Origin of the sequence: Burkholderia cepacia (genome assembly GCF_001718835.1) — a bacterium.
GTDB classification, from domain to species: Bacteria; Pseudomonadota; Gammaproteobacteria; order Burkholderiales; family Burkholderiaceae; genus Burkholderia; species Burkholderia cepacia_F.
Genome location: NZ_CP013444.1, coordinates 1,885,100 through 1,897,613, shown reverse-complemented (window position 1 = coordinate 1,897,613; position 12,514 = coordinate 1,885,100). Strand labels below are relative to the sequence as shown.

Sequence of the window (12,514 nt, the reverse complement as noted above, 5' to 3'; positions counted from 1 at the left end):
CTACGCGGCGTCGCCCCGGCGTCCGTCGTGTCCGGCTTCCATATACCGCCCCGGCGTCGTCCCCAACGCGCGCCGGAACATGTCGATGAACGCGCTCACGTTGTCGTAGCCGAGATCGAGCGCGATCGTCGTCACCGGCACGCCGTCGGCCACCTTCTCCAACGCGCGCAGCAGCCTCGCCTGCTGACGCCACTGCGCGAACGTCAGCCCCGTCTCGGCCACGAAGCGGCGGCTCAGCGTGCGCGGCGCGATGCCTGCCCACGCGGCCCATTCGTCGAGGCGGCGGTTGTCCGCGAGATCGGCGCTCAACGCGTCGGTGATCCGTCCGACCCGCGGATCGCGCGGGCGCGGCAGGCCGAGCGTGACCGGCGGCGATGCCGCGATCTCGTCGAGGATCACTTCCGCCACGCGCGTTTGCGCCGCGTCGAGCGCGCCGCCGCGCCAGCTTGCCGCGCGCCGTACCGCCTCGCGCAACAGCGCGGAGGTGCGGATCGCGCGCGGCGCCGGCGGCAGCGATTCGCAGCGCGGTTCCGCAACGAACACGCTCCAGCCGCAGAACGGCCCGAACGAGCGCAGCGAATGCACGCAATGCGGCGGAATCCAGATCGCATGGATCGCCGGCACGACCCAGTCCTGGTCGTCGAGGCCGATCGTCAGCAACCCGCTCAGCGCGCCGACGAGCTGGCCGCGCGCATGGCGATGCGGCGCGGTCACGCGTGCGTCGCGCTGCGTCAGCTCGGCGGCGGCGACAAACGGGCCGTCGGAAGAGCTCACGAGGCCGGCGGGAAGAAGCGGATCGTCAGGCATGGCTGGAATTCGGTATCGAATGGCCGTTATACCGGAGATCGGCCGTGTTCGCATCCGTACACTGGGTGCTCGCTCAACACTTCAGGAGGGCCGCGCGATGCGAGCCGACGAAATGCTTCCCGACCACCTCAATCAGCTCGACCTCAACGGCACGACGATCCGCAAGGGCAGCGTGGGCGCCTTTCTCGCGAATGCGCGGGTGCTCACCGACCCGCATGCGGACGAGGCCGAGCGCTCCCGCGCGGCGGCTGATGCCGCCGACGCGTTGCCCGCGCTGCGGGCGCTCGGCCTGTTCGACGTGTTCGAGATCCGCGACGCCGCGTTGCGGGCGTGGGTCGATGCGCGGTGATGGCGCGGGTCATCTGAAGGAGCACCCATGAAAGCAGCAGTCGTCAACGGGGCGGGCGAGCGCCCCGTTCATGCCGAGTTCGAATCGCCGCACGCGTTACCCGGCCACCGGCTGGTCGACGTGACGGCGTCCGCGCTTAGCCGGATCGCGCAGGCCCGCGCGTCCGGTTCGCACTATTCGTCGGCGGGCGGCTTTCCGTTCGTCGCGGGCGTCGATGGCACGGGGCGCCTCGAAGACGGCCGGCGCGTCTATTTCCTCGGCCCGCTTGCGCCGTTCGGCGCGATGGCCGAACGCACGATCGCGCCCGATACGCGGTGCGTGCCGCTGCCGGATACGCTCGACGATGTCACGGCGGCGGCGATCGCGATTCCCGGGATGTCGTCGTGGGCGGCGCTGACCGAGCGTGCGCGCCTCGCGGCCGGGGAGACGGTGCTCGTCAACGGTGCGACGGGCACATCCGGGCGGCTGGCGGTGCGGATTGCGAAGCATCTCGGCGCCGCGAAGGTGATCGCGACGGGCCGCAACGCGGCGGTGCTGACGGCGTTGCAATCGGCCGGCGCGGATGCCGTCGTGTCGCTGCAGCAGGACGACACGCATCTGGCGCGTGCGCTCGAACCGCATTTCCGCGCGGGCGTGGATGTCGTGCTCGACTATCTGTGGGGCGCCAGCGCATGTGCACTGCTGGTGACGGCGGCGAAGGCGACGCCCGAGGGCCGCCGGCTGCGTTTCGTGCAGATCGGCTCGATCGGCGGCGCGGACGTGCTGCTGCCGGGTGCCGTGCTGCGGGCGACCGCGATCGAACTGATGGGCAGCGGCATCGGCAGCATTGCGCTGCCGCGCCTGCTGGACGCGGCGCGTGCGGTGTTCGACGCGGTCGAGCCGGCGCGCCTGCATATCGACGTGCAAGCCGTCCCGCTGGCGGATGTCGACCGGTATTGGGATGACGTGAACGCGCTCGTCCGTCCGGTGTTCGTGATGCGCAGGGATGCGTGACGAAGCGGCGCAGCCGGTTCGCGATGTTGCCGACCGGCTGCGCCGTCAAGCTCAGAACCGCTGCTGAATCCCCGCCGTGACGCCGACCTGCGTGGTGCCGTAGCCCACGAAATCGCGCGACACGCCGACCTTCTGGTCGTGCTTCGCGATCGCGAACGCGCCGGCCGCGTACAGCACGGTGCGCTTCGACAGCGCGTAGTTCGCGCGCAACGACACGAGTGTCGGATCGGCATCGCTGCCGCCCTTGATGTTCTGGTGATAGACGGCCGCGATCAGCGAGAACGCCGGCGTGAACTGGTACGAGCCGCCGAGCCAGTACGTGTCGCTCAACTGGTTCGCCGCCGTGGTGCGGAACGTGCGCTTGTAGTTGCGATAGCCGGCCATCGTCTTCAGGTTGCCGAAGTCGTAGCTCAGGCCCGCGTGGATGCCCTGGATGTAGTTGACGGTATCGGCCGGCGTGACGCTGTCGGCCGCGCCGTTCTGCCGGTCGAACGTGACCACCGCCGCGAACGGGCCTTTCTCGTAGCCGACCGCGAAATCGTATTTGGAGCTGGTCTTCACGCTGCCCGGCACATTGCCGAAGCCGTACAGCGCGCCGAACTTGAACCCGCTGAATTCGCCGTCGTAGCGCACCGCGTTCGACGAGCGCGTGAACATGCCGTCCTTGCGGCCGCCCGTCGCCGTCGACGCCGACGCCCACGAGTAGTTCTGCGCGTACCCCATCGGGTCGAAGGGCAGCATGTAATCGTAGGTGACGGTGTAGTTGCGGCCGAGCGTCAGTTCGCCCCATTTGCTTTTCAGGCCGACCGTCGCGCGGCGCGCGAAGATCGAGTCGGGGCCGTCGTCGAGCGCGCCGTTCGCGAGATCGATCCCGCTTTCGAGGCGGAACACGGCCTTCAGCCCGCCGCCGAGATCCTCGACGCCGCGCAGGCCCCAGCGCGACGTGTTCTTGTTGCCCGACTTCAGCTTGACCGAGCTGCCGCCCTCCGGCGCCGCGTGGTTCGTGTATTCGATGCCGGCATCCATGATCCCGTACATCGTGACCGACGACTGCGCGTGCGCGGCGGATGCGGCGATGCAGGCCGCGGCGGCCGATCCCGTGAGGACTACTGTGCGAATCGAACGTTCTGCGCGTGACTTCATTGACGGTGTCTCCTTGGTTCTTGTGGGTGAGGGAAATCGTGGCGCGCACGGCGCCTCGGCGGATGCCGGGCGACATCCGCCGAGGTCGGCCGCCGCGCTCGGGTCAGCCCGCTTTCGCGAACGCCCAGCAGTCGTTGGTCGGGAATTCGATCCAGTGCTTGCCCGCTGCACGCGGCACGTGGCCGAAGGCGCGCAAGCGCATCTCGCCGCAATGGAACAGGTATTCCCAGCGATCGCCGAGATACATCGACGTGACGAGGTCGGCCTGCAGCCGGTTCGCGCCCGGGCCGTCGGCGACCTGCACGCGTTCGAGGCGGATCACGGCCTGCGCGTCCTGGCCCGGCGCGAACGTGTCGCGGGCGAGGGCCTGCAGTTCCCAGCCGTCGCCGGCGAGCGTCACGCGTTCGCCGTCGACGGCCGCGACGCGCGCGTCGATCCGGTTGTTGCTGCCCATGAACTCGGCCGTGTACAGCGAGCGCGGCGCGCCGTACAGCTCGGCCGGCGTGCCTTCCTGCTCGATGCGGCCGTTGCGCAGCAGCAGGATGCGGTCGGACATCGCCATCGCCTCGGTCTGGTCGTGCGTCACGCACAGGGCCGACAGCCCGAGCGACACGATCAGCTCGCGCAGCCACGCGCGCGCTTCCTCGCGCAGCTTCGCGTCGAGGTTCGACAGCGGCTCGTCGAGCAGGATCACCGGCGGGTTGTAGACGAGCGCGCGCGCGATCGCGACGCGCTGCTGCTGGCCGCCCGACAGCTGATGCGGGAAGCGTTCCGCGAGATGGCCGAGGCCGAGCTGGTCGAGCGCGGTCTGCACGCGGCGCTTCTGTTCGGCCGGCGCGACGCGGCGCAGCTTCAGTCCGTAGCCGACGTTGTCGGCGACGGTGCGGTGCGGCCACAGCGCGTAGGACTGGAACACGAGGCCGAGCGAGCGCTGCTCGACGGGCAGGTCGACGCGCTGCGCGCCGTCGAAGAACACGCGGTCGTCGAGCTGGATGCGGCCGTCGGACGGCTGTTCGAGGCCGGCCACCGCGCGCAGCAGCGTGGTCTTGCCGCTGCCCGACGCGCCGAGCAGGCACACGACTTCGCCGGCCTTCAGTTCGAACGACACGCCCTTGAGGATCGGATTGGCGCCGTAGCTCAGATGCAGGTCGTCGACGATGAGCTTATCCATGAAGTTTCACTCCGAAGCGCAGGGCCACGCCGAGACCGGCGCCGACCATCGCGATGTTGATGACAGAAAGCGCGGCGACCTGGTCGACGGCGCCGGTCGCCCACAGCGACACGAGCAGCGCGCCGATCACTTCGGTGCCGGGCGACAGCAGATAGACGGCCGTCGAGTATTCGCGCTCGAAGATCATGAAGATCAGCAGCCACGCGGCGAGCAGGCCGAAGCGCACGAGCGGCAGCGTCACGTCGAGCGACACGCGGCTGCGGGTCGCGCCGACGCTGCGGCCGGCTTCCTCGAGTTCGGGGCCGACCTGCAGCAGCGCGCTCTGGATGAGCCGCATCCCGTACGCGAGCCACACGACCGTGTACGCGATCCAGATGCTCCACATCGAGTTCTTCAGCTCGCGCAGGCCGGGCACGAACAGGAAGATCCACAGGAACGCGAGGCCGGCGAGCAGGCCGGGCACCGCGCGCGGCAGCAGCACGAGGTAGTCGAGCAGCTTGGTCGCCCAGTCGGGGCGGCGGTGGCCGGCGAACGCGACGAGCGAGTAGAAACCGATCGCGAGCGCGCCGCCGATCACGCCGATGCCGAGCGTGTTGACGATCGCGCGCACCAGGTTGTCCTGCTCGAACAGCTCGATGAAGTTCGACAGCGTGAGCACCTCGGCGAGCGCGACGCCTTCGCCCCAGTTGGTCACGAACGCGCGCAGCACGATGCCCGAGATCGGGACGATCACGGTCAGCATCAGCCACAGCACGACGATCGCGAGCGCAACCCAGCGCCACACGCCGAGCGGCAGCACCGTCGTACGGCCGGCCTTGCCCTTCACGGTGACGAAGCGGTTCGCCGTCTTCAGCAGCCGGCGCTGCAGCAGCACGAGCGGGAACGTGATCGCGACGATGCACACCGCGACCGCGGCCATCAGGTGATACGACGGCACGCCGAGCTTGTTGGTCAGCTTGTACAGGTAGGTCGCGAGCACGAGGTGGCCTTCCGGGTCGCCGAGCACGAGCGGCAGCCCGAACACCTCGAAGCCGAGAAAGAACACGAGCACGCCGGCGAACAGCAGCGCGGGCATCGTCATCGGCAGGCTCACGTCGAGTGCGACGCGGAACGGGCGGGCGCCCGTCACGCGCGCGGCTTCCTCGACGTCCGAGCCGAGGTTGCGCAGCGCGGCCGACGAATACAGGTACACGTGCGGCACGTGCGTGAGGCCGACGATCACCGTGATCGCGAAGATCGAGTACACGTTCCAGGGCACGTTCTGCACCCCGAACAGTTCCTTGAACCACACCGAATAGAAGCCGACCGGGCCGGCCGCGACCACGTAGCCGAACGCGAGCACCATCGGCGACACGAACACGGGCGTGAGCAGCAGCGGTTCGAGCCAGCGGCGGCCGGGCAGGTCGGTGCGCACCATCAGGAACGCGAGGATGCCGCCGAGCGGGATCGAGATGAACAGCATCCCGCCGGCGATGATGAACGAGTTCTTCACGGCCGACCAGAAGTCGGGATCGCTGAAGACGAAGCGGAAACCGTCGATGCCGAGCGTCCTGTTCGCATCGAAGAACGGCGCGGACAGCAGGCTCTGGAACAGGATGAAGCCGAGCGGCAGCGCGACGGCGATGGTGAGTACCGCGACGACGATCCAGCGCAGCATGCCGGCGAGCGGCTGCAGGCTGCTGGCGCGCAGCGCGGGAATCGCGCCGCCGCCGGTCTGCGGTACGGCCGGCGGGGTGCCGGAGGTGCTGGTTGAAAGCATGAGTTCGCCCCTGCGGCCCGCGGGCCGCATCAAGAGAGTCGTCGGGAAGGGGGGCGCGTCGCCCGCGAAGCGGGGGCGACGCGCTATGCGGCGATCAGCTCTTGATCGCCTGCTGCCATTGCTTCAGGAACGCGAGCCGCTTCGACTGGTCCAGGTAGACGAGCAGGCCGGTGCCGATCTGGATCGGCTTCAGCGAATCGCCGAGTTCCTTCGTGAGGCTCGCGGCCGACGTCTCGCCGGTCACGTCGGTGCGGATCGCGTACAGGTTCGCCTGGTTCGCGATGATGGTCTGGCCGCGCTTCGACAGCAGGTAGTCCACCCACAGCTTCGCGGCGTTCGGGTTCTTCGCCTTCTTCGAGATGGTGGCGAGGCGGCTCACGATCTGCGTGTAGTCCTTCGGAAACACATAGCCGATCGATTTGTCCTTCTTCGCCTTCGCGTATGCATACGAACCGATGATGTTGTAGCCGATCAGGTTCTCGCCCGACGAGATGCGCTCCATCATCGCGCCGGTGCTCGACTGCAGCTTCGGGCCCGTCGCGCCGATCGCCTTCACGAGTTCCCACGTGACCTTCTCGTTCAGGTGCGCGTCCTGCGTCAGCGCGTTGAAGCCGACGCCGGATTTCTCGACGTCGTACGTCGTGAGCTTGCCCTTGAACCTGTCCGGTTGCGACCCGATCAGCTTGATCAGCTCGGCGCGCGTCTTCGGTACTTCGTTTTCGGGGATCAGGCGCTTGTTGTAGACGATCGCGAGCGGCTCGAACGTCGTGCCGTACGCCTGCTTCTGGTATTGGGCCCATTGCGGCACGTTCGGGCTTTCGGGCGAATCGTACGACGCCATCAGGCCGTCGTTGACGAGCTTGACCTGCAGGTCCATCGCCGAGCTCCACAGCACGTCGGCGCTGGTGCTGCTCGCCGCGTTCTCGCTGATGTAGCGGTTGTACAGCTCGGTGCTGTTCATGTCGTTGTACTCGACCTTCACGCCGTACAGGCTTTCGAAGTCCTTGATCAGCGGGCGCACGAGGCCCGTATCGGTCGTCGAGTAGACGATCAGCTTGCCTTCCTTCTTCGCGGCGTCGATCACGCCCTGGTAACTCCCCGGATACCCGGCCGGAACCTGCGCCCAGGCGGCGCCGGCAACGATCGACAGGATGGCGGCGAGGTGCTTCGGTGCAAACGGCATGTCTTCCTCCAGTTACGTCTAGGTGTTGTTCGAATGACGCGGATGTTAATTGCGGCGCACTTTCAGCCCGCTTTCATTTCGGTTCACAATCGCGTCGTTCGTGTCATGGATTTCCCGAGGTCGGCGCGAGCAGCCTGGCGAGCAGCCGGCCGCCATGCCGCGCCTGCGCGGCGGTCAACGCCGCGTAGCCGACGATCACGCCCGCCGCGAGTTCGGCGCTGCGGCAGAATCCGCGGATTGGCTGCAGCGACACGCCGGCAGCCTGGGCCCGCGCGACGTACGACGCGTCGTCCGTCCCGGGCGGCAGCCACAGCACGAAATGAAAGCCCGCGTGTTCGCCGGACACCGCGTACCGTCCGCCGGCGTGTTTCGCCAACTGGTCGAGCACGATGTCGCGCCGCTGGCGGTAGGCGTGACGCGCGGCGCGCAGGTGCTTCGCAAAATCGCCGTGCGCGATGAAGCGGGCCAGCGCCAGCTGGGGCGCCACGCCGACCGAGCGCGCGGTCGCGTGCCACACGGCCGACAGCGCCGGCCGCAGTGCCGCCGGCACGACCATGAAACCGATGCGCAGCCCCGAGAACAGCGTCTTGTTGAACGAGCCGCAGTAGATCACGCGATCGCACGCGTCGAGCGATTTCAGCGCGGGCAGCGGGGCGGTCTGGTAGCTGAATTCGCCGTCGTAGTCGTCTTCGACGATCCACGCGCGGTTGCGCTGCGCCCAGTCGAGCAGTTCGAGCCGGCGCGACACCGACATCGTGACGCCGAGCGGCGCCTGGTGGGCGGGCGTCACGTAGGCCGCGCGCGCATCGGGAAACCGGTCCAGCGACGCGGTGTCGATGCCTTCCCGATCGACCGGCACGTCGATCACGGTTGCGCCCGCGATCGTGAAGATCTGCCAGGCCGACGCGTAACCGGGGTCCTCCATCAGCACCGTCGAGCCGGGCGTGAGCAGCGTGCGCGCGACGAGGTCGATCGAATGCCGGATGCCGGTCGTGATGAAGATGTCGACGGCGCTGCACGGGATGCCGCGATATTCGCGCAGGTAGGCGGCGATTTCGTCGCGCAGGCTCTCGACGCCCTGCGCCGGCGTCGCCCCGAGGTCGTTCGCCGTCGCGGCAAGCAGGCTGGCCCCGAGCGCCTTCTTCCATTGCTGCATCGGCAGCAGGCCGGGGTCGGCAAGCCGCGCGACGAACGGGACGCCCGGGCGCACCGCATGTTCCGGCGCGGCCGTGTCGGCCGCTGCTGCCGGCTCGGGGGCCGCGACGGAGGGGCGGGGGCCGCTCTCCCGCGACTGCGCGGCCGCGCGCAGGTAGCTGTCCGGCACCACCGCGCATACCCGCGATCCCGACCCCTGCGCGCGGGCGATGTAGCCCTCCGAGCACAGCCGGTCGTACGCCGCTTCGACGGTTCCCCGGGCGACACCCCAGCGTGCCGCGAGGGTGCGGCTGGACGGGAGCGGGCTGTCGCCGGGGAGCAGGCGTTTCAGGATCGCTTCGCGCAGTGCGTCGGCGATGCACTCCTGCTTCGACTGCGGATTGCCCGTGGACAGCCCGGCAGGGCACGGCAGATCGAGCGGAATCGCGGCTTTGCCTCGCGCCATAGTGGTCCAGTCAGTGTCGAATTTAATGGCCCTTCAGCTTATATCACTTTCCCCCTAGATTCTTGCCGGTGACATTCCGAAACTGCTGGAGATGGATACGCCGTATGAAGACCCGCTCGTTGCCCCAGTGGGGCTGGCTGTTCCTGTTGATGCTCGTCGTGTGCCTGCCGCGCGTCACGATCGACGCGTACCTGCCGTCGCTGCCTGCGATGGCCGATGCGCTGCACGGCACCGACGCGCAGTTGCAGCTCACGCTGACCCTCTACATGGCCGGTTATGCGCTGTCGATGCTGGTGTCGGGGCCGTTGTCCGACCGTTACGGCCGTCGCCCCGTCCTGATCGGCGGCCTGTGCGTCTACGTGGTCGCGAGCGTCGCCTGCGCGTGCTCGACCGGCATCGCGGCGATCGTCGCCGCACGCATCTTCCAGGCATTGGGCGGCTGCTGCGGCACGGTGGTCGGGCGGGTGATCGTGCGCGAGCGCTTCCCGGCCGCGATGCAGGCCACGATGCTGGGCCGGATCTCGGCCGGCATGGCGCTGTCGCCCGTGATTGCGCCGCTGGCCGGCAGCGTGCTGGCCGAGTGGCTCGGATGGCGCGGCGTGTTCGCGTGGCTCGCGGCAGGGGGGCTCGTCGCGGCGGCGATGGTGCTGCGCTACCTGCCGGAGACCCGCGAAAGCGACGCGCGGCCGGCGCCGGGCACGGGGCTCCTGCGGACCTACGCGGGCCTGCTGCGCGAGCGCCGTTTCCTGCGCTACTCGCTCGCGATCAGTTTCGCGTACTGCACGTACTACCCGTTCATCGCGGAATCGTCGACGCTGTTCCAGCGGCAGCGAGGCGTATCCGGCCCGGTATATGCCGCGATCTTCGGCCTGACCGTGCTCGGCTACCTGATCGGATCGAGCGTGTTCCGGCGCAGCAGCGGCCGATGGAAAGCCGATTCAGTGATCGCGGCGGCGGCCTGCATCAACGTGGCCGGGGCCGTCATGCTGTGGGCCGGTGGCGCCATCGCGCCCGCGTCCGCCGCGGCCATCGTCGTCCCGATGTTCTTCGTGATGCTCGCCGTCGGGATCGCGATCCCGGCCTGCCAGTTCGCGGTGATGCAGCCGTACACGACGATCGCCGGGACGGCGTCCGGGCTGTTCTTCTTTATCCAGATGGCGATCACGGCCGCGTGCGGCGGCGTGCTGGCGTGGCTGTCGGACGGCACCGCGCGCCCGATGATCGTCGTCACGGCCGGGGCGAGCGTCGCGTTCCTGGCGGTGGTGGTCGGCCTGCGCGAGCGCAACGCCGGGCCGGCCGGCGGCGCCGATGCGGAGAAGGCGGAGGCGGCCGGCTGACGCGCGATACCGGTGTTTCCGCGAGGCGTCGCGATGGAAAGGATCATGTAATGTAGCGGCCTGTCGCTGACCTTACCGGAATCCCCATGCGTGTGCTGCTCGTCGAAGACAATCCGAACCTCGCCCAGTCGCTGAGCGACGCGCTGAGCGCGGCGCGCTTCGCGGTCGATCACATGGCCGACGGCGAGGCGGCCGACCACGTGCTGCGCACGCAGGATTACGCGCTGGTGATCCTCGATCTCGGGCTGCCGAAGCTCGACGGGCTGGAGGTGCTGCGGCGGCTGCGCGCGCGGCGCAATCCGGTGCCGGTGCTGATCCTGACCGCGCACGGATCGGTCGAGGATCGCGTGAAGGGGCTCGATCTCGGCGCCGACGACTATCTCGCGAAGCCGTTCGAGCTGACCGAACTGGAGGCGCGCGCCCGCGCGCTGATCCGCCGCAGCCTCGGCCACGAGCATTCGCGGGTCGAATGCGGGCCGCTTTCGTACGACAGCATCGACCGCAGCTTCCATCTCGCGGGCGAGCCGCTGTCGCTCACGCCGCGCGAGCGCTCGGTGCTCGAGGTGCTGATCCTGCGCAACGGCCGTGCGATCAACAAGGAAACGCTGTCGGAGAAGATTTTCGGGCTCGACGAGTCGGTCAACGCCGATGCGATCGAGATCTACGTATACCGGCTGCGCAAGAAGCTCGAGAACACGGGGGTCGCGATCGTCACGCTGCGCGGGCTCGGCTATCTGCTCGAGGCGAAGGCTGAATGACGCGGCCGAACCTGCGCACGCAGGTCGCGCTGTGGTTGCTGCTGCCGCTGCTCGGCCTGCTCGCGCTCGACTCGTGGCTCACGTACCAGCGCGCGATGAACGCCGCGCACGTCGCGTTCGACCGCACGCTGTCGTCGTCGCTGAAGTCGATCCGCGAAGGCGTGCGGCTCAACGACGGCGAGATCGAGGTCGACCTGCCGTATCTCGCGCTCGAAATGCTCGAATCGAGCGACGGCGGCAAGGTCTACTACCTGATCCGCGAGGACAACGGACACACGGTCACCGGCTACCCGGACCTGCCGCTGCCGCAAGGGCGGGACGCGGGTGACGGCGCGCTGTTCGTCACGCGCCACTACGACGTCATCTATCGCGGCGAGCAATTGCGGATGGCCGCGCTGCGCATCCCGGTGCACGACGTGCCGACCGCGCAGTCGCGCATCGTGTGGGTGATGGTCGGCGAGACGATCGAGGCGCGCCAGGCGCTCGCACGCGAGATCCTCGTCGGGTCGCTGCTGCAGGAAGGGCTGCTCGTCGTGCTGGCGCTCGGCATCGTGTGGCTCGGCGTCGGGCGCGGGCTGCGGCCGCTGAACCGGTTGTCGGCGACGGTCGCCGCGCGCAGCGAGGACGATACGACGCCGCTTGATACCGGCGCGATGCCGAGCGAACTCGCGCCGCTCGTCGAGTCGATCAACCAGTACATCGGCCGCACGCAGCGGATGCAGGTCGCGCGTCGCCGCTTCTTCGCGGACGCGGCCCATCAACTGAAGACGCCGCTCGCGGCCGTGCAGGCGGGCGTCGAGCTCGCGCTGCGGCCCGACGAGCAGCCGCGCGCGAGCGGGCACCTGCGGCGCGCGAACGGCGCGGTGCGGCAGGCCGCGAAGATCGTCCAGCAACTGCTGTCGCTGTCGCGGCTCGATTCGGACAGCGGCCACGCGGTTGCCCACCAGCCGGTCGCGCTGCACCGGCTCGCGCGCAGCGTGACGCTCGACTGGTCGCCGGTCGCACGCGCGCGCGACATCGATCTCGGCTTCGAGCACGAGGCCGACGTCGACGTGCACGGGCAACCCGACCTGCTCGGCGAGATGATCGGCAACCTGATCGACAACGCGATCCGTTATGCGGGCGATCGGGCGGTGATTACCGTACGCGTGTCGCGCGAAGGGGCGCATGCGCGGCTCGACGTGATCGACAACGGGCCGGGCGTGCCGGCGGACGAGCGCGACGCGGTGTTCGAGCGCTTCCATCGCGGCAGCAAGACGCAGACGGTCGAAGGGACGGGGCTCGGGCTGTCGATCGTGCGAGAGATCGCGCGCGTGCATCAGGGGAGGGTCGCGCTGAGTGATGCGGCGGGCGGCGGGTTGATCGTCACCGTGACGCTGCCCGTGCTGCGCGAGGTGGCGTAGCGGGGGGCCCG

General features: G+C 69.0%; 11 protein-coding genes. 5 read left to right on the top strand and 6 right to left on the bottom strand.

Annotated elements, in window-relative coordinates:
• Complete coding sequence (locus tag WT26_RS28480) at positions 1-807, bottom strand: AraC family transcriptional regulator (protein ID WP_069274513.1); 807 nt, start codon at positions 805-807, stop codon at positions 1-3.
• A gap of 97 nt (positions 808-904) precedes the next feature.
• Between WT26_RS28480 and WT26_RS28475 the strand changes: the two genes are divergently transcribed.
• The gene (locus tag WT26_RS28475; RefSeq protein WP_010089777.1) at positions 905-1,156 is read left to right on the top strand and encodes a hypothetical protein; all 252 of its coding nucleotides are present in this window, start codon (positions 905-907) and stop codon (positions 1,154-1,156) included.
• A 27-nt stretch (positions 1,157-1,183) separates the two neighbouring features.
• Positions 1,184-2,149 (top strand): quinone oxidoreductase family protein, encoded by a 966-nt coding sequence (locus tag WT26_RS28470; protein ID WP_069274512.1) that lies wholly within the window; start codon positions 1,184-1,186, stop codon positions 2,147-2,149.
• A gap of 51 nt (positions 2,150-2,200) precedes the next feature.
• On the opposite strand, the gene WT26_RS28465 is transcribed toward WT26_RS28470, so the two are convergent.
• The 5 genes from WT26_RS28465 to WT26_RS28445 all read right to left on the bottom strand — a co-directional run bounded on the left by WT26_RS28465 (position 2,201) and on the right by WT26_RS28445 (position 9,005).
• Complete coding sequence (locus tag WT26_RS28465) at positions 2,201-3,292, bottom strand: porin (RefSeq protein WP_069274511.1); 1,092 nt, start codon at positions 3,290-3,292, stop codon at positions 2,201-2,203.
• A 103-nt stretch (positions 3,293-3,395) separates the two neighbouring features.
• Positions 3,396-4,463: an ABC transporter ATP-binding protein gene (locus WT26_RS28460; protein ID WP_021164062.1), complete on the bottom strand. Its 1,068-nt coding sequence runs from the start codon at positions 4,461-4,463 to the stop codon at positions 3,396-3,398.
• The gene (locus WT26_RS28455) at positions 4,456-6,222 is read right to left on the bottom strand and encodes an ABC transporter permease (protein WP_069275176.1); all 1,767 of its coding nucleotides are present in this window, start codon (positions 6,220-6,222) and stop codon (positions 4,456-4,458) included. Before WT26_RS28455 ends, WT26_RS28460 begins: the two co-directional genes overlap by 8 nt.
• A 94-nt stretch (positions 6,223-6,316) precedes the next feature.
• Positions 6,317-7,405: an ABC transporter substrate-binding protein gene (locus tag WT26_RS28450; protein WP_069274510.1), complete on the bottom strand. Its 1,089-nt coding sequence runs from the start codon at positions 7,403-7,405 to the stop codon at positions 6,317-6,319.
• Between the two features lie 103 nt (positions 7,406-7,508).
• Positions 7,509-9,005, bottom strand: a complete 1,497-nt coding sequence (locus WT26_RS28445; RefSeq protein WP_069274509.1) for a PLP-dependent aminotransferase family protein — start codon at positions 9,003-9,005, stop codon at positions 7,509-7,511.
• A gap of 104 nt (positions 9,006-9,109) precedes the next feature.
• On the opposite strand from WT26_RS28445, the gene WT26_RS28440 reads away from it, so the two are divergent.
• The 3 genes from WT26_RS28440 to WT26_RS28430 all read left to right on the top strand — a co-directional run bounded on the left by WT26_RS28440 (position 9,110) and on the right by WT26_RS28430 (position 12,503).
• Positions 9,110-10,342, top strand: a complete 1,233-nt coding sequence (locus WT26_RS28440; RefSeq protein WP_069274508.1) for a multidrug effflux MFS transporter — start codon at positions 9,110-9,112, stop codon at positions 10,340-10,342.
• Between the two features lie 86 nt (positions 10,343-10,428).
• The gene (locus WT26_RS28435) at positions 10,429-11,100 is read left to right on the top strand and encodes a response regulator (RefSeq protein ID WP_069274507.1); all 672 of its coding nucleotides are present in this window, start codon (positions 10,429-10,431) and stop codon (positions 11,098-11,100) included.
• Positions 11,097-12,503: a sensor histidine kinase gene (locus tag WT26_RS28430; protein WP_069274506.1), complete on the top strand. Its 1,407-nt coding sequence runs from the start codon at positions 11,097-11,099 to the stop codon at positions 12,501-12,503. Before WT26_RS28435 ends, WT26_RS28430 begins: the two co-directional genes overlap by 4 nt.
• Positions 12,504-12,514 lie beyond the last annotated feature (11 nt).

Coding starts and splice junctions, on each gene's coding strand:
- WT26_RS28465 (WP_069274511.1), bottom strand. CDS start 3,292: ATGAAGTCACGCGCAGAACGTTCGATTCGCACAGTAGTCCTCACGGGA.
- WT26_RS28430 (WP_069274506.1), top strand. CDS start 11,097: ATGACGCGGCCGAACCTGCGCACGCAGGTCGCGCTGTGGTTGCTGCTG.
- WT26_RS28450 (WP_069274510.1), bottom strand. CDS start 7,405: ATGCCGTTTGCACCGAAGCACCTCGCCGCCATCCTGTCGATCGTTGCC.
- WT26_RS28435 (WP_069274507.1), top strand. CDS start 10,429: ATGCGTGTGCTGCTCGTCGAAGACAATCCGAACCTCGCCCAGTCGCTG.
- WT26_RS28475 (WP_010089777.1), top strand. CDS start 905: ATGCGAGCCGACGAAATGCTTCCCGACCACCTCAATCAGCTCGACCTC.
- WT26_RS28470 (WP_069274512.1), top strand. CDS start 1,184: ATGAAAGCAGCAGTCGTCAACGGGGCGGGCGAGCGCCCCGTTCATGCC.
- WT26_RS28480 (WP_069274513.1), bottom strand. CDS start 807: ATGCCTGACGATCCGCTTCTTCCCGCCGGCCTCGTGAGCTCTTCCGAC.
- WT26_RS28455 (WP_069275176.1), bottom strand. CDS start 6,222: ATGCTTTCAACCAGCACCTCCGGCACCCCGCCGGCCGTACCGCAGACC.
- WT26_RS28440 (WP_069274508.1), top strand. CDS start 9,110: ATGAAGACCCGCTCGTTGCCCCAGTGGGGCTGGCTGTTCCTGTTGATG.
- WT26_RS28460 (WP_021164062.1), bottom strand. CDS start 4,463: ATGGATAAGCTCATCGTCGACGACCTGCATCTGAGCTACGGCGCCAAT.
- WT26_RS28445 (WP_069274509.1), bottom strand. CDS start 9,005: ATGGCGCGAGGCAAAGCCGCGATTCCGCTCGATCTGCCGTGCCCTGCC.